This is a genomic window from Rhizobium alarense (assembly GCF_021555155.1).
Classification (GTDB): domain Bacteria; phylum Pseudomonadota; class Alphaproteobacteria; order Rhizobiales; family Rhizobiaceae; genus Rhizobium_D; species Rhizobium_D alarense.
The window spans coordinates 32,568-54,004 of sequence record NZ_JAKGBU010000021.1; the positions used below are offsets into that span (position 1 = coordinate 32,568).

At 65.6% G+C, this 21,437-nt stretch carries 21 protein-coding genes; 7 read left to right on the forward strand and 14 right to left on the reverse strand.

Annotation, left to right across the window (positions count from 1 at the left end):
* The first annotated feature begins 198 nt into the window (after positions 1 to 198).
* Positions 199 to 462: a hypothetical protein gene (locus LXM94_RS08895; RefSeq protein ID WP_235770832.1), complete on the forward strand. Its 264-nt coding sequence runs from the start codon at positions 199 to 201 to the stop codon at positions 460 to 462.
* Positions 463 to 541: 79 nt separating this feature from the next.
* Here LXM94_RS08895 and LXM94_RS08900 read toward each other — a convergent pair whose 3' ends face one another.
* From LXM94_RS08900 to LXM94_RS08930, 7 genes are all read right to left on the reverse strand, one after another.
* Positions 542 to 1,675: a Gfo/Idh/MocA family protein gene (locus tag LXM94_RS08900; protein ID WP_235770833.1), complete on the reverse strand. Its 1,134-nt coding sequence runs from the start codon at positions 1,673 to 1,675 to the stop codon at positions 542 to 544.
* A gap of 123 nt (positions 1,676 to 1,798) precedes the next feature.
* Positions 1,799 to 2,560, reverse strand: coding sequence for a sugar phosphate isomerase/epimerase family protein (locus LXM94_RS08905; protein ID WP_235770834.1), 762 nt, complete (start codon positions 2,558 to 2,560; stop codon positions 1,799 to 1,801).
* Positions 2,561 to 2,599: 39 nt separating this feature from the next.
* Positions 2,600 to 5,071 carry a beta-mannosidase gene (locus LXM94_RS08910; protein WP_235770835.1) on the reverse strand — a complete coding sequence of 824 codons (2,472 nt, stop codon included), beginning with the start codon at positions 5,069 to 5,071 and terminating at the stop codon, positions 2,600 to 2,602.
* A 48-nt stretch (positions 5,072 to 5,119) separates the two neighbouring features.
* The gene (locus LXM94_RS08915; RefSeq protein ID WP_235770836.1) at positions 5,120 to 6,211 is read right to left on the reverse strand and encodes an ABC transporter ATP-binding protein; all 1,092 of its coding nucleotides are present in this window, start codon (positions 6,209 to 6,211) and stop codon (positions 5,120 to 5,122) included.
* Positions 6,212 to 6,216: 5 nt separating this feature from the next.
* Positions 6,217 to 7,065: a carbohydrate ABC transporter permease gene (locus tag LXM94_RS08920; RefSeq protein ID WP_235770860.1), complete on the reverse strand. Its 849-nt coding sequence runs from the start codon at positions 7,063 to 7,065 to the stop codon at positions 6,217 to 6,219.
* A gap of 100 nt (positions 7,066 to 7,165) precedes the next feature.
* Positions 7,166 to 8,068 (reverse strand): carbohydrate ABC transporter permease, encoded by a 903-nt coding sequence (locus LXM94_RS08925; RefSeq protein WP_235770837.1) that lies wholly within the window; start codon positions 8,066 to 8,068, stop codon positions 7,166 to 7,168.
* A gap of 160 nt (positions 8,069 to 8,228) precedes the next feature.
* On the reverse strand, positions 8,229 to 9,464 hold the full coding sequence (locus tag LXM94_RS08930; RefSeq protein WP_235770838.1) for an ABC transporter substrate-binding protein: 1,236 nt from the start codon (positions 9,462 to 9,464) through the stop codon (positions 8,229 to 8,231).
* 431 nt (positions 9,465 to 9,895) lie between these two features.
* Here LXM94_RS08930 and LXM94_RS08935 point away from each other — a divergent pair, with 431 nt between their 5' ends.
* Positions 9,896 to 10,981: a LacI family transcriptional regulator gene (locus LXM94_RS08935; RefSeq protein WP_235770839.1), complete on the forward strand. Its 1,086-nt coding sequence runs from the start codon at positions 9,896 to 9,898 to the stop codon at positions 10,979 to 10,981.
* A gap of 63 nt (positions 10,982 to 11,044) precedes the next feature.
* Here the strand turns inward: LXM94_RS08935 and gndA are convergent, their stop codons facing one another.
* From gndA to ccoG, 5 genes are all read right to left on the reverse strand, one after another.
* A complete protein-coding gene (gene gndA / locus LXM94_RS08940; protein WP_235770840.1) occupies positions 11,045 to 12,475 on the reverse strand; it encodes an NADP-dependent phosphogluconate dehydrogenase in 1,431 nt (476 codons plus the stop codon).
* A gap of 156 nt (positions 12,476 to 12,631) precedes the next feature.
* Positions 12,632 to 12,814: a cbb3-type cytochrome oxidase assembly protein CcoS gene (gene ccoS / locus LXM94_RS08945; RefSeq protein WP_235770841.1), complete on the reverse strand. Its 183-nt coding sequence runs from the start codon at positions 12,812 to 12,814 to the stop codon at positions 12,632 to 12,634.
* Positions 12,811 to 15,090, reverse strand: a complete 2,280-nt coding sequence (locus LXM94_RS08950) for a cation-translocating P-type ATPase (RefSeq protein WP_235770842.1) — start codon at positions 15,088 to 15,090, stop codon at positions 12,811 to 12,813. Before LXM94_RS08950 ends, ccoS begins: the two co-directional genes overlap by 4 nt.
* The gene (locus LXM94_RS08955; RefSeq protein ID WP_235770843.1) at positions 15,087 to 15,587 is read right to left on the reverse strand and encodes a FixH family protein; all 501 of its coding nucleotides are present in this window, start codon (positions 15,585 to 15,587) and stop codon (positions 15,087 to 15,089) included. The genes LXM94_RS08950 and LXM94_RS08955 overlap by 4 nt, the downstream gene beginning before the upstream one ends.
* The gene (ccoG, locus tag LXM94_RS08960; protein ID WP_235770844.1) at positions 15,587 to 17,158 is read right to left on the reverse strand and encodes a cytochrome c oxidase accessory protein CcoG; all 1,572 of its coding nucleotides are present in this window, start codon (positions 17,156 to 17,158) and stop codon (positions 15,587 to 15,589) included. The genes LXM94_RS08955 and ccoG overlap by 1 nt, the downstream gene beginning before the upstream one ends.
* Before the next feature lie 186 nt (positions 17,159 to 17,344).
* On the opposite strand from ccoG, the gene LXM94_RS08965 reads away from it, so the two are divergent.
* The 5 genes from LXM94_RS08965 to LXM94_RS08985 all read left to right on the forward strand — a co-directional run bounded on the left by LXM94_RS08965 (position 17,345) and on the right by LXM94_RS08985 (position 20,408).
* Complete coding sequence (locus tag LXM94_RS08965; RefSeq protein ID WP_235770845.1) at positions 17,345 to 18,763, forward strand: alanine/glycine:cation symporter family protein; 1,419 nt, start codon at positions 17,345 to 17,347, stop codon at positions 18,761 to 18,763.
* 135 nt (positions 18,764 to 18,898) lie between these two features.
* Positions 18,899 to 19,318: an SRPBCC family protein gene (locus tag LXM94_RS08970; RefSeq protein WP_235770846.1), complete on the forward strand. Its 420-nt coding sequence runs from the start codon at positions 18,899 to 18,901 to the stop codon at positions 19,316 to 19,318.
* Positions 19,315 to 19,671, forward strand: a complete 357-nt coding sequence (locus LXM94_RS08975; RefSeq protein ID WP_235770847.1) for a VOC family protein — start codon at positions 19,315 to 19,317, stop codon at positions 19,669 to 19,671. The genes LXM94_RS08970 and LXM94_RS08975 overlap by 4 nt, the downstream gene beginning before the upstream one ends.
* Positions 19,672 to 19,732: 61 nt before the next feature.
* Positions 19,733 to 20,014 carry a hypothetical protein gene (locus LXM94_RS08980; protein ID WP_235770848.1) on the forward strand — a complete coding sequence of 94 codons (282 nt, stop codon included), beginning with the start codon at positions 19,733 to 19,735 and terminating at the stop codon, positions 20,012 to 20,014.
* Positions 20,004 to 20,408 (forward strand): type II toxin-antitoxin system VapC family toxin, encoded by a 405-nt coding sequence (locus tag LXM94_RS08985; RefSeq protein WP_235770849.1) that lies wholly within the window; start codon positions 20,004 to 20,006, stop codon positions 20,406 to 20,408. Before LXM94_RS08980 ends, LXM94_RS08985 begins: the two co-directional genes overlap by 11 nt.
* Before the next feature lie 4 nt (positions 20,409 to 20,412).
* Here LXM94_RS08985 and ccoP read toward each other — a convergent pair whose 3' ends face one another.
* Positions 20,413 to 21,276: a cytochrome-c oxidase, cbb3-type subunit III gene (gene ccoP, locus LXM94_RS08990; protein WP_235770850.1), complete on the reverse strand. Its 864-nt coding sequence runs from the start codon at positions 21,274 to 21,276 to the stop codon at positions 20,413 to 20,415.
* 3 nt (positions 21,277 to 21,279) lie between these two features.
* Positions 21,280 to 21,432 (reverse strand): cbb3-type cytochrome c oxidase subunit 3, encoded by a 153-nt coding sequence (locus LXM94_RS08995; protein ID WP_235770851.1) that lies wholly within the window; start codon positions 21,430 to 21,432, stop codon positions 21,280 to 21,282.
* Between the last annotated feature and the right edge of the window lie 5 nt (positions 21,433 to 21,437).

Consider the following 21,437-nt stretch of genomic DNA (forward strand, 5'->3'; position numbering starts at 1 on the left):
CTCTATTTCGACCTGATGAAGTCGATCGGCACGTCGCTGCGCGACTGCCTGACGTCGGGAAGCTGACGGCGGTCGAAAGCGGGCGGGCATTCGAATGCCCGCCCCGCCTGATCCGTCTGGAGATGTTGACGAAAGTTCGTTTCGCGGAAAATGTGCCGAAGCAGACCGGAATCGTCCATGCATCCAGAGGAAAACACCATGAAGCTCTCCAGCATTTCGCCCAAGGCCATCGCAGGCATCTCCGTCGCCGCCGGCATCATCATCGGCGGCCTCGGCGTTTCGGCCGCCTCCGCAGCCTTCCAGCCGCGGATGGAAGAGGCGATCAACCACCTGATCGCGGCCGACCAGATGCTCGCCAGCGCGCCGAACAACAAGGGCGGCTACAAGGGCAATGCCCGCCGGCTGATCAAGCAGGCGATCTTCCAGGTGCAGCAGGGCATCCGCTACAGCAGCTTCTATTGATCGACGGCAAACACGGCCGATGACGGCAGCGCAGGCGACGGGAAGATCGCCGCCTGTGCGCGTTCGGGGGCGCGCTCCGTCAGCGCAACAGGGCTCGCGCCTGCTCGATGCCGAGCGCTTCCGGCTGGGTGCAGCTGGTGGCGATGTCGACCGCCCTGCCCTCTTCCGCAGACCGCAGGATGGCGGTCAGCACGTCGATCGTGTGCAGCGAGCGGTCGAGCGAGCAGCGGTAGTCGCGGCCCGTCGAGACCGCATCCATCATGTCCGCAAGGCCGATGCCGCGATAGTTCGCCTGGGTCCCCCAGCTGAACTCGAAATTGTGCGCAGTCAGCGGGTGGTCCCAGACCTCCACCGCCTTCGGCTCGCGGTCCATGCCGGCAACCTCCACCGAACCGCCGAAGAAGTTCGGGTCCGGCACGAAAATCGCGCCGTCCGTACCGTAGAGCTCCATGTTCTGATGGCGGTGCGCCCAGACGTCCCAGCTCGCCATCAGCGCGACCTGCGCGCCGCTCGCGAACTCGAGCACGGCGTGAATGTTCGTCGCGACGACGACCGGCACCTTCTCGCCGAGCCGCGGGCCGACGCCGATCGTGCGCTCCTCGCGCGCCCGGTTGGCAAGCGCCACGACCCGCTTCACCGGACCGACGAGGTTGACGAGGTTGTTGACGTAATACGGGCCCATGTCGAGGATCGGCCCGCCGCCCGGCGCGAAGAAGAAGTCCGGGTTCGGATGCCAGCTCTCCATGCCCGGGCCGAGCACGTGGGCGGTGCCGGACATGACCTTGCCGATGCGGCCGCTGTCGATCAGGTGGCGGGCATACTGGTGCGCGCCGCCAAGATAGGTGTCCGGCGCCGAACCGACCTTCAGACCCCTCGCATCGGCGATGCGGCGCAGATCCTCGCCCTGTTCCAGCGTCAGCACGAAGGGCTTTTCCGAATAGACGTGCTTGCCGGCCTCGAGCGCGCGCTTCGACACCGGGTAATGCGCCTCGGGGATGGTGAGGTTGACGACGACGTCGACCGCGGGGTTCGCCAGCAGCGCGTCGATCTCCTGCGCCTCGACGCCGAATTCCTCCGACCGGGCCTTCGCCGCGGCAGGGTTGATGTCGGCGCAGGCGACCACCTTCAGGTTCCTGAAGATCGGGATCAGCTTGAAATAGGCCCCCGAGATGTTGCCGCAGCCGATGATGCCGACTCCGTATTCCTGTGTCATGTTCCTGGTCTTTCGGTTGAGTCATGCCGCCGGGTCAACTGACGGGGAGTCAGATATTGCGGCCGGCACGACGGACTGTGATTCATCCGCCCGCCCCTTCGCGCGAAGGAACGGGCCTTCGCATCAATAGGCGCGGATCGAGGCGATCGACCGGGTGATGAGGCGGCCGATATCGCTCGGATTGTCGTGTTCGACGATGAAGTGCTTCGCCTTCGTCGCCGCCAGCGCCTTCACGAGTGCGGGCCAGGCGACGGTGCCGTGGCCGACATCCGCCCAGCCGTCCTCGTTCGCATTCTGCCCGGCCGGCGCGATGTCCTTGACATGCACGGCCGTGATGCGGTCGCCGTATTTGGCGATCCAGGCGAAGGGATCGCCGCCGCCCCGGATGATCCAGGCGATGTCCGCCTCCCATTCGAGATCGGGCCCGCCCTCGAAGATCCGGTCCTGTGCACAGGAACCGTCAGCCAGCGGGACGAACTCGAAATCGTGGTTGTGCCAGCCGAAACCGAGGCCGGCGGCACGGTAGGGGACCGACGCCGTCTGCAGCCGCTCGCCGAAACCGCGCCAGCCGTCGGCATCCTTCGGGCGGTCGTCGGGCATGAGGTACGGGCAGTAGATCGTCTTGATGGCGAGCGTGCCTGCGATCTTCAGAACGCGGTCGACGTCCTGCTCGAGCATGTCGAGCCCGAAATGCGCCGTCGGCATGGCAAGCCCGTTGTCGTCGAGTTCAGCCTTCGTCCTTTCGATCGTGGCATCGTCAAGCGACGCGTAGAGAGCGCCGTAACCTTCGACCTCGCTGTAGCCGGCGGCCGCCAGCTGCCTGAAGATGCCGGAGAACGGCTGGAAGTTTCGCGCGCTGTAGAGCTGGAAGCTGACTGTGTCCATGGAGATGTCCTCGTGTGTCGTTGGGAGATCGGGAAGGCCTCAGGCGTCCGCCGCCATCTGGCAGGAATGGAGATCGAACCAGTGCAGCTTCGGAAGCGCGCCCGCCGGAAGCGGCGCCGCGGGCGAGAAGCGCACCGTCCTGCCCTCGCCGGCCGTCAGGTCGAAGGCATTGTCGGACCAGCGGCCCGCGACGTCGGCCTCCAGCATCAGGTGGAGCGAAAGCCCCTCTGCCGACGCCCGCACGTCGAAGGCGCCGTCACCCCGTGCCACGATGCCGAGCGATAGGCCGGAGGGCTTGAGATCGAGCGCCTTGTAGGTGGCGACGACGTGGTGCCCCTCGCCACGCATGCCGTTCGACGCCTCGAAGGACCAGAAGATGAGCGCGTCCTCGGGCAGGTCCGCGGCGGAGATGGAGAGGAGCATCGACGCCCGGTCAGGCGGGCAGACACCCTCGGCGCTGCGGAAGGCACGCCGCTCGCCGGACAGCGACACGAGCCAGGTTTCGAGCCGGACCGTTACCGGTTCCGCGGTATCGTTGACCATGGAGAAGCCGAGCGTCGCGCCGTCCTTCGACGGGACGGCAGCGACCGCGACCGGCTGGAAGAACCGGCGCACCATGTAGTGCATCGCCTTCCAGCTTCCGCCGTAGTCGAGGCTCGACCAGGAGGCGACCGGCCAGGTATCGTTGAGCTGCCAGTAGAGCGTGCCCATGCAGTGGGGCTTCAGCGAGCGCCAGTAGTCGACGGCGGTGCGGATCGCCAGACCCTGCTGGATCTGGCTCAAGTAGACGAAGCTCGCGAAATCCTTCGGGAAGCGGAAATAGCGGAACATCGTGCCGGCGATGCGCTCGTTGCCGCCGGCGTTCTTCTGGTGGCTCTCCATCACCGGCGAGGCGATGTTCATGTCCTTCGGCCCCGCGAAGGTCTTCATCACCGGCATGGACGTATAGGACTGGAAGCCGAATTCCGAGCAGAAGCGCGGCCGTACCGTGCGATAGTTGTCGAAGGTCTTGTTCTCGTGCCAGACCGACCAGTAATGCATGTCGCCGGAGCCGTCGGCGTGCCAGGCGTCGCCGAAGTCGAGGTAGCCGGAGGCAGGGCTCGACGGCCACCAGATGGCACCCGGTGCCGCCTTCTTCATCGCCACTTCGATGGTGCGGTTGAGCCGGTCGTAGGAGACGAGGTAGCGGTCGCGGTCCTTGCGGCTGACGTCGAACCAGGTGAGCGCGCCGACGAGCTCGTTGTCGCCGCACCACAGAACGATCGAGGGATGCGAGGAGAGCCGGCGGACCTGGTAGTCGACCTCGGCCGTGACATTGTCGAGGAAATCGACGGTCGAGGGATAGAGGTTGCAGGCGAACATGAAGTCCTGCCAGACCATCAGCCCCATCTCGTCGCAGAGGTCGTAGAACCAGTCCGGCTCGTAGAATCCGCCGCCCCAGACGCGGATCATGTTCATGTTGGCATCGACGGCCGATTGCAGCAGGTCGCGCACGCCGTCGCGCGTGACGCGGGAAATGAGCGCGTCGGCCGGGATCCAGTTGGCGCCGCGGCAGAAGATCTCGCGGCCGTTGACCCGGAAGGCGAAGCGGCTGCCGGCGTCGTCCGGATCGGTGAGCAGCTCGACGCGCCGGAGGCCGACGCGGCGGACGACCGTATCGGTCGATGTCTCGACGCGCACCTCGCAGAGCGGCTGCGCGCCGCTGCCGGCGGGCCACCAGAGTTTCGGGGTGTCGATGCGGAACATGTGCGTCAGGACGGTCTCGCCGGCATCGACGCCGATATCGAGCCGCACGCGCTCGTCGCCCAGCGAAAAGTGTACGGGCAGGATACCCGGCGCCTCGGCGAAAAGGGTCGCCGTCGCATAGAGGTCGACGGCCCCGTCCGCGTGATGGAACTGCCGCGTCGTCACATGCTCGATGCGTGCGACCTCGAGCTTGCGCAGCGCAATCGTCCCGTAGATGCCAAGCGGCGCGATGGCGATGTTCCAGTCCCAGCCGAAATGGCACTGCGGCTTCCTCAGCATGTTGCCGTAGGGGATCGGCGAATTGCCCTCGTGCCAGGGCACGAAGAACGGCTGTTCGGCCTGGCGTGCCGCGCCGGCCGCGACGCTCGAATGGATGACGATGCGCAGCGTGTTCTCGCCGGCCTGCAGCGCCTCCGTCACGTCCGGCCGGTAGCGGCGGAAGCAGTTGTCCGTGTCCTGCACCAGGACGCCATTGACATAGACGGATGCGACCGTGTCGATGCTGCCGATGTCGAGATACCAGGATCCCTCCAGCATCTCCGGCGTGACGGCGAAACTCCGCTCGATCGACCAGTCCTTCGCCGCCACCCACCGCACGTTGCGCTCGTTGCGCCCCGCATAGGGCTCCGGGATATGGCCGGCGGCGACCAGGGCGCTGTGCACGTCGCCGGGCACCGGCATCAGGCAGACATGCGCGCTGTCGAGCGAGGCAAGGTGCCAGTCGCCGGCGAGGTCGAGCGTGGTGATTTCGGCAATGCGGTTCATCGGTCAGTCTCTGCGTTGTCCCTGCTATGCCCGCGGCGGCGCATTCGTCTATATCCGGTCTTCCGTCGCCGCGTCGAACAGCGAGGCAAGCGACATGTCGAAGGCAAGCCTCACCTTCGTGCCCGGCGAAAAGCGGCGGGAGCCGGCGGTGCGCACGGAAATCGTATGGCCGGCATGCTTCAGCCAGAGCAGGTTGTCGGCCCCCATAGGCTCCTCGATATCGACCGTCGCCTCATGCGTCTCGCGCGCGCCGTTCAGATGCTCGTCGATCCGGATATGCTCCGGCCTGACGCCGAGCACAACCTTGCGACCGGCCGCCAGCGGCTCGCCAGCCCGGTAGCCGTCGAGCGCGAAATCGACACCGTCGGTGGCGAAGACGAGCCTGCCGCCGCGGTCCGCCGTCTCGCCATGCAGGAAGTTCATCGACGGCGAGCCGATGAAGCCGGCGACGAAGAGGTTCTGCGGCACGTTGTAGATCGTGTTCGGATCGGCAAGCTGCTGGATGACGCCGCTCTTCATGATGGCGATGCGGTCGGCGAGCGTCAGCGCCTCGATCTGGTCGTGCGTGACGTAGATCATCGTGTTCTTCAGCGACTGGTGCAGCCGCTTGATCTCGACGCGCAGCTCGGAACGCAGCTTGGCGTCGAGGTTCGACAACGGCTCGTCGAACAGGAAGACGTCGACGTCGCGTACCAGTGCCCGGCCGATCGCCACGCGCTGGCGCTGGCCGCCGGAGAGCTCCGAGGGCTTGCGCCTGAGCAGCGGACCGATCTGGAGGATCTCAGCGGCGCGCGCCACGCGCTTGTCGATCTCCGCCTTCGGCATCTTGGCGACCTGGAGGCCGAAGGAGAGGTTCTTCTCGACCGTCATCTGCGGATAGAGCGCATAGGACTGGAACACCATGCCGATGCCGCGGTCCTTGGGTTCTTCCCAGGTGACGTTCTTGTCCTTGATGAAGATCTGCCCGTCGGTCGGCTCCAGCAGGCCGGCGATGCAGTTGAGCAGCGTCGACTTCCCGCAGCCGGACGAGCCGAGCAGCACGAGGAATTCGCCGTCGCCGATGTCGAGATTGAGGTTCTGCAGCACCTTGACCGCGCCGAAGCTCAACGAGAGGTCCTTGATGGAAACGGAATGCGTCATGTCGCTTAACCCTTGACTGCGCCGGCGGCGATGCCCCGGACGAAGAGACGCCCGGACACGAAATAGACGAGGAGAGGAACCGCACCGGTGAGCAGTGTCGCGGCCATGTTGACGTTGTATTCCTTCACCCCCTGCACCGAATTGACGATGTTGTTGAGCTGCACGGTCATCGGATAATATTCCGGCCGGGTATAGACGACGCCGAAGAGGAAGTCGTTCCAGATGCCGGTGATCTGGATGATCATCGCGACGACGAAGATCGGCAGCGACATCGGCAGCATGATGCGGAAATAGATCTGCCAGAAGCCCGCCCCGTCGATGCGCGCCGCCTTGAAGAGTTCCTCCGGCAGCGACGTGAAATAGTTGCGGAAGAGCAGCGTCAGGATCGGCATGCCGAAGATCGTGTGCACGATGACGAGGCCGGAGAGCGTGCCGTAGATGCCCATTTCGCGCAGCACGATGACGATCGGGTAGATCATCACCTGGTAGGGGATGAAGGCGCCGACGATCAGGATGGTGAAGAACAGGTCCGCGCCCTTGAAGCGCCAGTTGGCGAGCGCATAGCCGTTGACCGAGGCGATCAGGATCGAGATCAGCGTCGAGGGCACGGTGATGCGCACCGAGTTCCAGAAACCGCGCGAAAGGCCGTCGCAGTTGAGCCCGGTGCAGGCGGTCGCCCAGGCCTTGACCCAGGGCTCGAAGGTGATCTCCACCGGCGGCGAGAAGATGTTGCCGAGGCGGATCTCCGGCATGCCCTTGAGTGAGGTCACGACCATCACATAGAGCGGCAGCAGGTAATAGAGCGCCGCAAAGATCAGCGCGCCGTAGAGCATGATGTTGCGCGACGAGAGCATCTGCCGGGGCTTGCGGCCGGCCGGCTCCACGCCGGCCTTGCGGGCGGCGGCAAGCGCCGGCCCGTCCTTGAGGGCGCCATTGTTTTTGAGGGCAAGAGCGTCAGCCACGTTTGCGTCCTCCGAATTCGAGATAGGCCCAGGGCACGATGATGATGGCGACGGTGACGAGCATCATGGTCGAGGCGGCGAAGCCCTGCCCGAGATTCTGCGCCTGGAACATGTAGTCATAGACATATTTCGCCGGCACTTCGGAAGCGATGCCCGGCCCGCCGCTCGTCTGCGCGACGACGAGGTCGTAGACGCGCACGATGCCGCTGGCGATGATGACGAGCGTGGTGATGAAGACGGGCCGCATCATCGGGATAACGATGAAGATGTAGGTCCTCCACATCGGGATGCCGTCGACGCGCGAGGCCTTCCAGATGTCCTCGTCGATGCCGCGGAGCCCCGCGAGCAGCAGGCACATGACGAGGCCGGTGCCCTGCCAGAGGCCGGCGATCAGGATGCCGTAGATGACGATGTCGGAATTGTAGAGCGGATCGAAGGCGAAGCTCTGCCATCCAAGCGCACGCACCACCGACTGGATGCCGAATTCCGGGTTGAGGATCCACTGCCAGACGAGGCCCGTCACGATGAAGGACAGCGCGAAGGGATAGAGAAAGATCGTGCGGAACGTGTTTTCGAACCGAATCTTCTGATCCATCAAGGCTGCCAGGACAAAACCCATGACGAGGCTGAAGATCAGCGTCAGGATGCCGTAGATCGCCAGATTCTGGATCGAGATGACCCAGCGCGGCGCGTCCCACAGGCGCTCGTACTGGTCGAGACCGACGAATTTGAGCCGCGGCAGCAATTTCGAGTTCGTGAAGGAATAGACGACCGTCCAGATCGTCCCGCCGAGGAAGATGACGAGCGCCGTCAGCATCATCGGAATGGAGGCAATCTTCGAATTCAGATTGCGAAAGAGTTTGTTGGGCGGGCCGGCCCTGACTGTCCCCGTCATGCTTCGCTCCTTCTCGTTGTCGACCGGACGCGCTCCGCCGGCATGACGGGTTCCGGACGCCGCCGGCCGCCTCATGCTGGGGAACGACCGTCGCCTCTCGCCTGATCGCCGACCGAAGGCAGGCGGCGAAACGCCGCCGCCTGCCCGGTGCCGGGCGGTGTTATTCCGCGGAGGCGATGATCTCGACGAAGCGTTTCTGCGCGTCTTCCGGCGTCAGAGCGGGATTGGCGAAGAATTCGGAGAAGAGATCCTCCTTCTGCTTCTGCGTATCCTGCGACATGAGCTGGTCGGTGCCCTGGATGACATTGCCCTTGGCGAGGATGTCGAGGCCCTTCTTCATGCAGTCGTTGGCGGCGGCAAGGTCGACGTCGCCGCGAACCGGAAGCGACCCCTTCTTGAGGTTGAAGGCGACCTGCGTGGCGGGTGCGAGCAGCGTCGAGGCCAGAGCTTCCTGCGCCTTGGACTTCTCCTCGTCGTCGAGCAGCGGGAAGTAGAAGGCGTCGCCGCCGGTCGAGATGATCTCGTTCACGCCGAGACCGGGAAGGCAGGTGTAGTCCTTGCCCGCAACCTGGCCGGCGAGCGCGAACTCACCCTGCGCCCAGTCGCCCATGATCTGGCCGCCGGCCTTTCCGGTGATCACCATGTTGGTCGCCTGGTTCCAGTCCTGGACGTTGGTGCCCTTGGACATCGCGCGCGCGTCGTTGGCGGCAGCGAAGACCTTGGCGATCTCGGGACCGGCGGCAAGCTCGGCATCCTTCTCGCCGAACACCTTGTTGAAGACGTCCTTGCCGGCAATCGCCACCATCAGCACGTCGAAGGCGCCGGCCGCCTGCCACGGCTGCCCGCCGACGGCGAGCGGCACGATACCGGCCTTTTCCAGTGCGGGAGCGGCCGCGACGAATTCGTCCCAGTTCTTCGGCACGGCGACGCCGGCCTTCTCGAAGGCCGCGTTCGACAGCCACAGCCATTGCCAGGAGTGGATGTTGACCGGCGCGCAATAGATCTTGCCGTCGATCGTGCAGCTGTCGAGCAGGCTCGCAGGCTTGACGATGTCCTTCCAGCCTTCGCGGGTGGCGACATCCGTCAGGTCGCGCATCAGGCCGGATTCGACCAGCTCCTCGGCCTGGCGGCCGTGGTTGAACTGCGTGGCGGCCATCGGATCGCCGCCGGTGATGCGGCTGACCATGATCGGGCGCGCCGTGCCGCCGGCGCCGGCGATCGCGCCGTCGACCCACTTGTTGCCGGTGGCGTCGAAGGCCTTGGCAAGCTCGGCCACCGCGGCCGCCTCGCCACCCGACGTCCACCAATGGGTCACTTCGAGATCGGCCGCTCCGGCGATACCCGCCGGAAACATGACGCCGGCGGCGAGCATGGCCGCGATGCTACGGAAATTCATGAGTCTCCTCCCTCACTGAAACGTTGCAGTAAAAAGCTAGTCCAATCGCTCGCAACACGCAACAGGCCACCTGCGATTTCACTCGACAAAATTTTTGAAGGTCAAGATTGCCGCATTTTCGCCCGTCACGTGCTCTGATTTTCATCATATTTTGCGCCGCGGCAAACAATGTTCACACGTATTACATATTGAAAAATATGACTAATTTCACAACTAGGCTGCCCAATGTGGCGAGCGCCCTTCGCGACCGCATTAAAATGAGGATTCCGTGGGCAGCATGAAGAACACGCCAGGAGCCGGCTTCAAAGGTAAAGAAACCGCTCGACAATGAAGCTGTATCGTTACAGTTTTGTCGTTCGAATGAGCCGAGAGTGGCGGCCGACGGCAAAGCATGTATGTTGCTGAATTCCGGGATGACGCAGGCGGGGCGAATGGACGACAAGGCGAAGGATGCACGGACCGAGCCGAAGGCGGCGGTCGATGCGCGGCCGACACTGAAGACGATCGCCTTCATGACCGGCCTCGGCATCACCACCGTCTCGCGGGCGCTGAAGGACGCACCTGACATCGGCATGGAAACGAAGGAACGCGTCCGGCTCGTCGCACGCCAGATCGGCTATCACCCGAACCGGGCAGGAGTGCGCCTGCGCACCGGCAAGACGAACGTCATCAGCCTCATCCTCAGCCTCGAGGAGGAGATCATGGGCCTGACCAGCCCCATGGTGGTCGGCATTTCGGAGGTGCTCGCGACGACCCAGTACCACCTGATCGTCACGCCCTACCGGGCGAAGGGCAACCCGCTCGACCCGGTGCACTATGTGCTGGACACCGGCGCCGCCGACGGCGTCATCATCTCGCGCACCGAGCCGAACGATCCGCGCGTCGCGCTGATGCTGGAGCGGAATTTTCCCTTTGCCACCCACGGCCGCACCGAGATGAACCTGGTGCACCCCTATCACGACTTCGACAACGAGCGCTTCGCCTACGAGGCGGTGCGCCGCCTCGTCGAGAAGGGGCGCCGGCGCATCATGCTGCTGCAGCCGCCGCCCTACCTCACCTTCCATCTCCACATGCGATCGGGCTTCGAGAAGGGTATCCGCGACTTCGGCGCTAGCGCCGTTCCCTTCGGCCAGGTCAATCTCGATTCGACGCTGGTGCAGATCCGCGAGGCGGCAGAGGACGTGCTCGCCTCCCCCGATCTCGTCGACGGCATCGTCTCCGGCAGCGGCTCGGGCGCGGTGGCCCTGATCGCGGCGCTCGAAGCCTGCGGCCGAAAGCTCGGCGACGGCATCGACATGGTGTCGAAGGAACCGCACATTTTCCTGCAATGGCTGCGGCCCGAGGTGATGACCATGCGCGAGGACATAAGGCTCGCCGGTCGGGAGCTCGCCAAGGCCGTCATCGGCCGCATCGAGGGACGCCCGGCGGCAGACCTGCAATCCCTCAGCTACCCGCTCCCCGGCGCGGGCGACGAGCAGCAGCAGCGCGAGGTGCTCGCGCTCTCCGCCATACGATAAAGGCCCGGCAAAGCGGGCCTCTCGAAAAGATCTTCATCACGGGGCCGCGAAACCCCGGCGGCCTCAGGCGTTGAGGCCGCTGCCCCACGGGCCGTGATGGCTGTCGGCGCCGTCGACACGGTCGAAGCCATGCGCACCGAAGAAGTCGCGCTGCGCCTGGATGACGTTGGCCGTGCCGCGGGCACGGCGGTAGCTGTCGAAATAGCCGAGCGCCGAGGCGAGCGCCGGCACCGGCAGGCCGGAGAGCGCGGCGGTCGAGACGACGCGGCGCAGTGCCCCGTCGCTTTCCTTGACCATCGTCGCGAAGGCCGGCGTGACGATCAGGTTCGCCGCGTCCGGCGCCTTGGTGAAGGCGCTGGTGATCTCGTCGAGGAACTGCGAGCGGATGATGCAGCCGGCGCGCCAGATCTTGGCGATCGTCGGCATCGGCAGGTTCCAGGAGAATTCCCTGGAGGCGGCCGACATCACGGCGAAACCCTGCGCATAGGCGCCGATCTTGCCGGCAAGCAGCGCGCTTTCGAGATCCTTGACGAAGGCCGCCCTGTCGGCGATCGCAAGCGCCGGCACGTCCGGCAGGCCGAGGATTTTCTCAGCCGCCTCGCGCTCCGCCTTGAAGGACGAGATCGAGCGCGCCGCGACGGCGGCCTCGATGCCGGTTGCCGGCACGCCCATGTTCTGCGCCTCGATGGCGGACCATTTGCCGGTGCCCTTCTGGCCGGCCTTGTCGAGGATCATGTCGACCATCGGTCCGCCGCCGATCGGGTCGGTCGCAACAAGCACCTTTGCGGTGATCTCGATCAGGTAGGATTCGAGCCGGCCCTTGTTCCATTCGACGAAGACGTCGCCGATCTCGGCGGCGCTCATCTTCAGACCGTCGCGCAGGATGCCGTAGATCTCGGCGATCATCTGCATGTCGGCATATTCGATGCCGTTGTGGATGGTCTTGACGAAGTGGCCGGCGCCGTTTTCGCCGAGCCACGCGACGCAGGGCTCGTCGTTGTACTTGGCGGCGATCGAGGTCAGCACCTTCTCGACGCGCTTCCAGGAATCCTCCGTGCCGCCGACCATGATCGAGGGCCCGTGGCGGGCGCCCTCCTCGCCGCCGGAAACGCCCATGCCGATGAAGGTGAGGCCGGAATCCTTCAGCGCGTCGAAGCGGCGCATCGTGTCGCGGAAATTCGCGTTGCCGGCGTCGATCATGATGTCGTTCTTCTCGAGGTAGGGACGCAGCAGGTCCATCTGCTGGTCGACCGCGGCACCCGCCTGGATCATGATGATGATCGGGCGCGGCGGGCGGATGGCGGCGACGAACTCCTCGATCGTCTCGCAGGGCACGACCTGGTCCTTCAGGTCGCCGGCTTCCTCGTAAAATTCCTTCGTCCGTGCCACCGTCCGGTTGAAGACCGCGATCTTGTTGCCCTTTTCGGCAATGTTGAGCGCCAGATTGGACCCCATGACGCCGAGACCGATGAGGCCGATTTCCGCTTGTGCCACGATATACCTCCGTAGGGAACGCGCAGGCGGAGGGCAGACCCCTCGGGCCGCTGCGCAAAGAACGAGGACCGGGGAGCAGAACGATCGTCCGCCCGACTCCGGCGTGAGCGTGTTTTGGCACTCAAATCGATTTACGACAAGGGATTGTTTGCGCTCTCAGCGCTCGCGCCGCGCCGCGTTGCCCGCGTCCTGCGGACGGTCGTCGCCGTCGTCGAGCACCCGCCAGGCGGCGCCGTCGATATCGTCGTACTGGCCGGTCCGCAGCGACCAGAGGAAGGCCGCGAGCCCCAGCCCGCCGAGGAAAAGGGCGACCGGGATGAGGTAGACGAGCGTGTTCATGTCGTCACCATGCCGAGCGGCGCTTTGGCGTGCGAAACGCCGCCTCCGGCTGCGTCGGCGCGCAGCCGGAGGGCGTTCACCACGACGATGATCGAGGACGTCGACATGGCGATTGCGGCGATCAGCGGCGTCGCATGGCCGAGGATGGCGACCGGTACGGCGATGGCGTTGTAGCCGATGGCAAGCGCGAAATTCTGCCGGATGAGGCTGCCCGCCCGCCGCGCGGTCGACAGCGCGAAGGGAACGGCGTTCAGGCTGTCGTGCAAAAAGACGAAATCCGCGGCCTGGCGGCCGACATCCGCCGCCGTGGCGGGGGCCATCGACACATGCGCCGCGGCGAGCGCCGGCGCATCGTTGATGCCGTCGCCGACCATCAGCACGCGGCGCCCGCGTCCGGCATGCGCCGTGACCGCTTCCGTCTTGTCCTTCGGCGAAAGTTCCGCCGACCAGCGGCCGATGCCGAGGATCGCGGCGATGCGCCTGACCGGCGGGATCCGGTCGCCCGAAAGGATCTCTGAGTCGACGCCGTCGGAAAACAGCGCGTCGATCGCCGCGCGCGCGCCGGGGCGAAGCGTATCTTCGAAGCGGAAGGTTTCAAGCACGCGGCCGTCGAGCGACAGCACCACTTCGGAATAGTCCGTCTCGCCGCCGCCACACGCGTCCGCGACGGCAAAGCCGCGGCGGCCGAGACGATAGGTGCCTTCGGCGGCGGTCGCCTCCAGCCCTTCGCCGGGCCGCTCGGAAACCGAGGCGAACACCGCAAGCGGGCCGGACGACGCCGCGGCGAGCGCGACCGAGAGCGGATGGCGGGAATGGCCCGCAAGGCCGGCCGCCGTCGCCAGGTGCCGACGGTCGAGCGACGCCGCGTCGACGAGACGCGGCCGGCCGAGGGTCAGCGTGCCGGTCTTGTCGCAGACGGCAAGGTCGATTTCGGCGAGCCGCTCCATGGCCGAACCGTCCTTGACCATGATGCCGTGCGAAAAGAGCCGGCCGGCGGCGACGACCTGCACCACCGGAACGGCAAGCCCGAGCGCGCAGGGGCAGGTGATGATGAGCACGGCGATCGAGATCAGCAGCGCCTTCTTCCAGTCACCGTCATAGAAGCCCCAGCCGAGGAAGGTCGCGAGGGCCAGCAGATGCACCGCCGGCGAATAGAGCCGTGCCGCGCGGTCGGCGATGCGGCGATACCGCACCCGCCCGCCTTCGGCCGCCTCCATCAGCGCGATCACCTCCGCGAGGAAGGAATCCCGCGCGGCCGCGACGGCCTCCACGATCAGCGAGCCGGTAAGGTTCATGGCGCCGGCTTCCAGCCTGGTGCCGGGACCGCCGGCAACGGGCGCGCTCTCGCCGCTGACGATGGAGCGATCGATGTCGCTCGCCCCGGACAGCACCCGGCAATCGACCGGGATGCGTTCGCCGGCCGCGACGACGAGCCTGTCGCCGACCGCGACCTCCTCGACGGCCTTGTAGTCCCGGCTTCCGTCCGGGCGCAGGATCATGGCGCCGCGCGGCGCGATGCGCGCAAGCCCGCTGATCGCCGAGCGCGCCCGGTCGCGCATCAGATGGTCCAGCGTGCGGCCGACGAGCAGGAAGAACAGCAGCGAGACGGTCGCGTCGAACCAGGCATGCTCGCCGTGGTGCATCGTCTCCCAGAGCGACACGGCATAGGAGAGCGTGATGGCGAGCGCGATCGGCACGTCCATGTTGGTGCGGCCGTGCTTCAGGGCGTTCCAGGCCGACTGGTAGAAGAACCGCCCCGCATAGACGAGGGTCGGGCCGGCGATGAGCGCCGAGATCCAGTGGAAGAGATCGCGCGTCGACGCCTCCGCACCCGACCAGACCGATATGGAGAGCAGCATGATGTTGATCGCCGCGAAGCCGGAGACGGCCACCGCCCGGAGGAGCTGGTTGCGCAGCGTGTCGTCGGACGATGCGGCCGCGGTCTGCAGGTGGACCGCGTAGCCGGCGGCGGCAATCGCCGCTGCAATCGCCTGCGGATCGGTCAAACGATGATCGGCCGTGTCGCGCCAGACGACGGAAACCCGCCGGGTCGACAGGTTGACACGTGCCCGCTCCACGCCGGGGACGCTGCGCACAGCAGCCTCGACGGTCGCGATGCAGGCGCCGCAATGGACGTCCGGCACGCTGAGATCGCTCTGCCGCAGCCCCTCGCCGAGATCGCGGCTGGCAAGCCGCAGTTCATCGACCGACGGGAGCGCGACGGCGGCACGGGCGAGTTCGGCCGACGCTTCGGTTCCCGGCGCGCAGCAGCTCATCGCGCGCCTCCGCCGACAACGGTGCGCACGGTCTCGTGAAAGACCGCCTTGCCCGATCGCTCGGCGACGACGTCGACCACCCATTGGCCGGTGGCGACGGCGTGGACGACCCGATAGCTGCCCTCACCCGCCGGCTGGAGCACCAGGACGAAATCGTCCCGCTCGTCGACCGGGCGCTTGAACGTCGCCCGAACCGTGTCGGCCGTGACCGGTTGGCCGCCGCGGTCGACAAGCCGGTAGTCCACGCCGTCCGTCGCGACCGTGAGGGTTCCGCTGATGCCGCTGGCGGCGAGCGCCCGCGCCCGTTCGACCTTGCTGTTGAACTCCTGGCTGGCGACATAGGTGTTCTGGACGACAAGCCCGCTCCAGCTCGACACGGCGTTCCAGGCCATGACGAGATTGACCGAAATGATGATGCCGAAGAAGAGGCCCATGACGGCGAGCATGTGCCATCCCGTGAAACCTCCCGCCTGCGTTCCGCTCGCGTTCTGTCGCATCACTTGCCTCCGGGCGTGTTGAAGTTGGCGAAATAGACGTCGCGCTCCTGGCCCTGCCTGTCCTCGGCGATGAGGGAGAAGCCGCCCGCGGCCGCGGCCAGGCGATCCTTCGGCAGCGTGACGAAGAGCTTGATGCCGGTCACGCGGTCAGGTTCCGCGGCGATCTCGAGCGTCCTGCCGTCCGTGCTCTCCTGGCCGGCCGTCCGGAGCGTCGCGCCGTCCAGCCCCTCGATCGACAGCGTGATGACGCGCGGCTCGGGGATCATGTTGAGAAGCTTGACCTCGTAGCCGTTTCTGACCGAGCCGTCCGATTCCAGCACATATTGCGGATTGCGGTCGTGGATCACGTTGAGGGCCAGCCGGTCGCGTGCGACGAGCGCGATGAGAAGGGCGGCGCCGGCAAGCATCCACACGGCGGCATAGAACAGGATGCGCGGCCGGACGATCACCCGCCAGTCGAAATGAAGAACCTCCGGCAGGAACGAGCCGGCCGCGTCGCGCACCCGCGCGGGATCGATCGCCGCCGCGCCGCCGCCCGTCGCAAGCTGCATGTTGGTGCTGTAGTCGGCGAGCGTCGCATAGGCGATGAGGCCGCGTTCCCTGCCGAGCTTGTCCATGACGCCGTCGCAGGCATCGATGCAGAGCGCACAGGTGATGCATTCGAGCTGCTGGCCGTCACGGATGTCGATGCCCATCGGACAGACGGCGACGCAGGCGTTGCAATCGACGCAGTCGCCGACGCTCTGGCCGGCGGCGAGCGCCTTCTTCGCATGGCGCGACCGCGGCTCGCCGCGCCAGTCGTTGTAGGTGACGACGAGCGAGTTCTCGTCGAGCATCGCCGCCTGGATGCGCGGCCAGGGACACATGTAGGTGCAGACCTGCTCGCGCATCAGGCCGCCGAAGGCGTAGGTCGTCGCGGTGAGGATGGCGACGGTGATATAGGCGGCCGGCGGCGCATCGAAGCTGACGAAGCGGGAGGCCAGCGTCGGCGCATCCGCGAAATAGAAGATCCAGGCGCCGCCGGTCGCCGCCGCGATCACCAGCCAGACCGCATGTTTCGTGACGCGCTTCCAGACCTTGTCGAGGCTCCACGGACCGGCATCGAGCTTGATGCGCGCGTTCCGGTCGCCCTCGATGGCGCGCTCGACGACGAGGAAAAGATCAACCCAGACCGTTTGCGGGCAGGCATAGCCGCACCAGGCACGCCCGACCGCCGCCGTCACGAGAAAAAGCCCGAACCCCGCCATGACGAGCAGGCCGGCCACGAAGAAGAATTCCTGCGGCCATATCTCGATTCCGAAAACATAGAACCGGCGGCCGGCGAGATCGATGAGCACCGCCTGATCCGGCGCGTAGGGCCCGCGGTCCCAGCGCATCCACGGTGTGAGATAGTAGATGCCGAGCGTGATGAGCATCACGATCCACTTGAATCGGCGGAACTGTCCTTCGGCGCGTTTGGGGAAGATCTTCTTGCGCTTTTCGTAGAGCGGCTTGCGCAGCCGGGCCGAATTGACGGGTTCGGCTTCGAGCCGCTCGACGGGTGCGGGATAGCGGGGCGACAGCTCGTTCATGGGAGAAAACACCGGCATCGTCATTGTTATGCCGGGACAATGGGCCGGACAGGCGCGCCCATCGTTGATCTGTGTCAAGTTTGCCCATTAAGTGGCAGGTGGTCGGGCGTGGCGGGATGACGCAGGCACGCACGCCGCTTCGCTTGGCGTCGGCTCTTTCGGGCCGGATATGGAAGGGGTTTCTGCATGGATGCGATCATCGGTTTCCTGAACACGATCTTCTGGGGCTATGTCCTCATCTACGGACTGCTCGCGGTCGGGATTTATTTCACGGTCCGCCTGGGCTTCATCCAGATCGTGCATTTCACGGAAATGTTCCGGGTGCTGAAGAGCAGCGAGACGGAGGACAAGGCAGGCATCAGCCCCTTCCAGGCGCTGACCGTCAGCCTCGCCTCGCGTGTCGGTACCGGAAATCTCGCCGGCGTCGCCGTCGCGCTCTATCTCGGCGGACCGGGAGCGACCTTCTGGATGTGGATGGTGGCGCTCGTCGGCATGGCGACGGCCTATTCCGAAAGCGCACTCGCGCAGCTCTACAAGATCAAGAACGAGGAAGGCCAATATCGCGGCGGCCCCGCCTTCTACATCGCCCACGGCCTCGGCGCCCCCTGGGCCGGCGCGCTGTTTTCCGTCTGCCTCATCCTCTCCTTCGGCCTGGTCTTCAACGCCGTGCAGGCGAACTCGATCGCCGATGCAATGCAAGGCGCCTTCGGCATTCCGAAAATCTGGGTGGGCGTCGCGGTCGCCGCCCTTTCAGGCGTCGTCATCTTCGGCGGCATCAAGCAGATCGCGCGGGTCGCCGAAATCGTCGTGCCGTTCATGGCCGCCGCCTACCTGCTGATGGCGATCTGGGTCCTCATCACCCACGCATCGGACGTGCCGGGCATTGTCGGCACGATCGTCGCCAGCGCCTTCGGCTGGCAGGAAGCGGCCGGCGGCGTGACCGGCGGCATCATGGCGGCCATGCTGAACGGCGTGAAGCGCGGCCTCTTCTCCAACGAGGCCGGCATGGGCTCGGCCCCGAATATCGCGGCCGTCGCGACACCCGATCCGCACCACCCGTCCTCGCAGGGCTTCGTGCAGGCGCTCGGCGTCTTCATCGACACGATCCTGATCTGCACGGCGACCTCGGTGATGATCCTGCTTTCCGGCACCCTCGTTCCCGACAGCGGCGTCACGGGAACGCAGCTGACGCAGGCGGCGATGAACGCCCATATCGGCACGGCAGGCACCTATTTCATCGCCATCGCCATCTTCTTCTTCGCCTTCACCTCGATCATCGGCAACTATTCCTATGCCGAGAACGCGCTGACCTTCCTCGGTGTCGGCAACCGCACGGGCCTGACGGTCATGCGCCTTGCCGTGCTGCTGATGGTCGTCTGGGGCGCCTATGAAAGCGTTGCGACCGTGTTCGATGCGGCCGACGCCTCGATGGGCCTGATGGCGACGATCAACCTGATCGCGATCTTGCTGCTCTCCGGCACGGTGGGGAAGCTGACGAAGGATTATTTCGACCAGCGCAAGGCCGGCAAGGTGCCGACCTTCCACGCCGCCGACTATCCCGAGCTGAAGGGCAAGATAGACGGCGATATCTGGTCGCGCGGATAGCGTCCGGCCGGCACCGGTTCTGTCGGCAACCGGCGCGATGGTTGCCGACAGAGGGCGTACCGGCAATATGTTCACTTTTTGTTCGACATCCTCCGCAGTCCGGGCTAAACTTGCCTCATCAACGAGGAGCCCGCCGTGTCGACAATGCAAGCCCGTATCCTTCACCGCCCGATCGAACGCGACTGGCGTGAGGTATACGCCTTCGCGTCAAAACCGGAGAACATGCCACGCTGGGCGTCCGGCCTCGCAGCCGGTTTCACGCGCGACGGCGAAGACTGGATCGCCGACGGCGGGCCGCTCGGGACCATTCGGGTGCGGTTCGCACCGCCAAACACGTTCGGCGTCATCGACCACACGGTTACACTGCCGACGGGAGCCGTCGTGGAAAACACGTTCCGCGTCGTGCCGAACGGCGACGGGGCCGAGGTGATGTTCACCCTGCTGCGGCAACCCGGCATGGACACCGTGGCCTTTGAAGCCGACGCGGCGCATATCGCCCGCGACCTCGAAACACTCAAACAGTTGATGGAGAACGGGGAGGAAACGTCATCATGAACACCAAAGGCGCCGACCGGAAGATCGACTATGTCGAGTTCAACGTTTCCGACATTGCCCGCGCCAAGGCCTTCTACGGCAGCGCCTTCGGCTGGACTTTCACCGACTACGGTCCTGATTATTGCGAGTTCCGCGACGGCCGCCTCTCCGGCGGCTTCACCACACTCGCCCCGGTCACCGCGAAGGGCGGCCCACTCGTCATTCTCTTTGCCGCGGATATCGAGGACGCGCTCTCCCGCGTAGAGGCGGCCGGCGGCACGATCGTCAAGCCGATCTTCCCCTTCCCCGGCGGCCGCCGCTTCCAGTTTGCCGATCCGGACGGCTACGAACTGGCGGTCTGGTCCGACCGCTGATCCGCCATTCTGGCGAGAACGCCGGAAATGCACTATCTTGTGGCCGGTAAAGGAGCGCGCCATGGGCCTGCACAAGCTGGAAATCGAAGTCTCGGACGCATTGCTGTCGCGGATCGACAAGGTGTCGGCCGAGACGGGCCTGTCGCGGGAAGAGGTGGTGGTGGAGAGGCTGGAGCAAAAGTTTCCGCAGGATGAGCGCATGACGACAGCGAATATCGATGAACGTCGCCAGGCGCTCCGGCGCATTTTTGCAATGACGGAGAAGCTCGGACCGGGACGCAGCCAGGAGGAAATTGATCGGGATGTCAGCGCATGGCGCGAAGATCGCGATCATGGTCTCTGACGTCTATGTCGACAGCAATATCTTCATCTATGCCGTCGACGGCTCAGGCGAGTTGAAGATCAAGGCAAAGGCCAGGCTCGAGCGGCTGCTCTCCGAAGGTTCTCGTCTCTACAGCAGCGAGATCGCGATCGGCGAATGCCTGCGCGGGGTCGACCGGAGCAACGCCGAGCCAGCAAGGCAGTTTCTGGGCATGCTGGAAAATCAGGCTTTCGTGACGTTGGCTCCCGTCACGCGCCGCATCATCGAGCGAGCGGCCGTAGTTGGCGCCGAGTTCCGGTTGAAGCTCGTCGATGCCATTCATATGGCGACGGCCGAGATGCTCGGCTGCACCGTCTTCCTGACCAACGACCGGGGCATTCGCGCCCCGGTCGGCATCGCGGTCGAAGCTCTGTAGCGCCCTACTCCCCGCCGCCCAGCGAATGCACGAAGACGGCAAGCTGCTTGACGGTCGGTTCTCCGAGGCGCGGCAGCCAGGCGGGCATGACGCCGTGTTTCGGCGCGCGTACCTGCGCGGCAATCGCCGCCTCCCCCTCGCCTTTCAGCCAGATGGCATCGGCGAGGTCCGGCGCGCCCAGATCCCTGTTGCCCCTCGCATCGTCGCCGTGACACGCAGCGCAATTGTCGGCATAGATCGTCTTGCCCGGCTCGACCAGCGAGGCGTCCGACGCTTCATTTGTCAGGCTCCAGACATAGGCCGAGACCTGCTTGACATGCTCGGCATCCAGCATGTCGGCAAAGGCCGGCATTTCGGAGATGTGCGTCTCGTCGTCGCCGGCATGGCGGATGCCATGGGCGATCGTCTGGTAGATCTGGTCGAGCGAACCGCCCCAGACCCAGTCGTCGTCGTTGAGGTTCGGAAAGCCCGGGAAGCCGGCGGCACCGGAACCGTGGCACTGGGCACAGTTGACCTTGAAGGCCGAGGCGCCGCCGGAGACGGCGAACTGCTTCAGCTGCGGATCGGCCATGATGTCCTCCAGCGAGGACGAGGCGATGCGGTCGACAAAGCCGGCCTGCGCCGTCTTGGCGCTCGCCATCTCCTGCGCCACCTCGGCGCGGCTCGAATAGCCGAGCACGCCCTTCGTCGCGTCCGAGATCAGCGGCCAGGCGGGATAGGCGATGGAGTAGCCGATCGCCCAGACGATCGTCGCGTAGAAGGTCCAGACCCACCAGCGCGGCATCGGATTGTTCAGTTCGCGGATGCCGTCCCATTCGTGGCCGGTGGTCTCGACGCCGGAAATTTCGTCAATGTGCTTTTGAGCCATGGCTCAGTCCTCCTTGAGAGGGATTTCGGCGGCCCGGTCCGCGGCTTTGCGCGCGCCGGGGCGGAAGGTGAAGGCGACGACGGCGAGGAAGAACAGCGTCATGGCGAGAAGCCCCCAGCTGTCGGCGAAATGCCGCATGAAGGTGTAGGTCTCCATCGTCC

Bases quoted from the DNA above. Each gene is read 5' to 3' on its own strand.
- LXM94_RS08895 (WP_235770832.1), top strand. From the start codon at position 199: ATGAAGCTCTCCAGCATTTCGCCCAAGGCCATCGCAGGCATCTCCGTC.
- LXM94_RS08900 (WP_235770833.1), bottom strand. From the start codon at position 1,675: ATGACACAGGAATACGGAGTCGGCATCATCGGCTGCGGCAACATCTCG.
- LXM94_RS08905 (WP_235770834.1), bottom strand. From the start codon at position 2,560: ATGGACACAGTCAGCTTCCAGCTCTACAGCGCGCGAAACTTCCAGCCG.
- LXM94_RS08910 (WP_235770835.1), bottom strand. From the start codon at position 5,071: ATGAACCGCATTGCCGAAATCACCACGCTCGACCTCGCCGGCGACTGG.
- LXM94_RS08915 (WP_235770836.1), bottom strand. From the start codon at position 6,211: ATGACGCATTCCGTTTCCATCAAGGACCTCTCGTTGAGCTTCGGCGCG.
- LXM94_RS08920 (WP_235770860.1), bottom strand. From the start codon at position 7,065: ATGCTCTCGTCGCGCAACATCATGCTCTACGGCGCGCTGATCTTTGCG.
- LXM94_RS08925 (WP_235770837.1), bottom strand. From the start codon at position 8,068: ATGACGGGGACAGTCAGGGCCGGCCCGCCCAACAAACTCTTTCGCAAT.
- LXM94_RS08930 (WP_235770838.1), bottom strand. From the start codon at position 9,464: ATGAATTTCCGTAGCATCGCGGCCATGCTCGCCGCCGGCGTCATGTTT.
- LXM94_RS08935 (WP_235770839.1), top strand. From the start codon at position 9,896: ATGGACGACAAGGCGAAGGATGCACGGACCGAGCCGAAGGCGGCGGTC.
- ccoS (WP_235770841.1), bottom strand. From the start codon at position 12,814: ATGAACACGCTCGTCTACCTCATCCCGGTCGCCCTTTTCCTCGGCGGG.
- LXM94_RS08950 (WP_235770842.1), bottom strand. From the start codon at position 15,090: ATGAGCTGCTGCGCGCCGGGAACCGAAGCGTCGGCCGAACTCGCCCGT.
- LXM94_RS08955 (WP_235770843.1), bottom strand. From the start codon at position 15,587: ATGCGACAGAACGCGAGCGGAACGCAGGCGGGAGGTTTCACGGGATGG.
- ccoG (WP_235770844.1), bottom strand. From the start codon at position 17,158: ATGAACGAGCTGTCGCCCCGCTATCCCGCACCCGTCGAGCGGCTCGAA.
- LXM94_RS08965 (WP_235770845.1), top strand. From the start codon at position 17,345: ATGGATGCGATCATCGGTTTCCTGAACACGATCTTCTGGGGCTATGTC.
- LXM94_RS08975 (WP_235770847.1), top strand. From the start codon at position 19,315: ATGAACACCAAAGGCGCCGACCGGAAGATCGACTATGTCGAGTTCAAC.
- LXM94_RS08980 (WP_235770848.1), top strand. From the start codon at position 19,733: ATGGGCCTGCACAAGCTGGAAATCGAAGTCTCGGACGCATTGCTGTCG.
- LXM94_RS08985 (WP_235770849.1), top strand. From the start codon at position 20,004: ATGGTCTCTGACGTCTATGTCGACAGCAATATCTTCATCTATGCCGTC.
- ccoP (WP_235770850.1), bottom strand. From the start codon at position 21,276: ATGGCTCAAAAGCACATTGACGAAATTTCCGGCGTCGAGACCACCGGC.
- LXM94_RS08995 (WP_235770851.1), bottom strand. From the start codon at position 21,432: ATGGAGACCTACACCTTCATGCGGCATTTCGCCGACAGCTGGGGGCTT.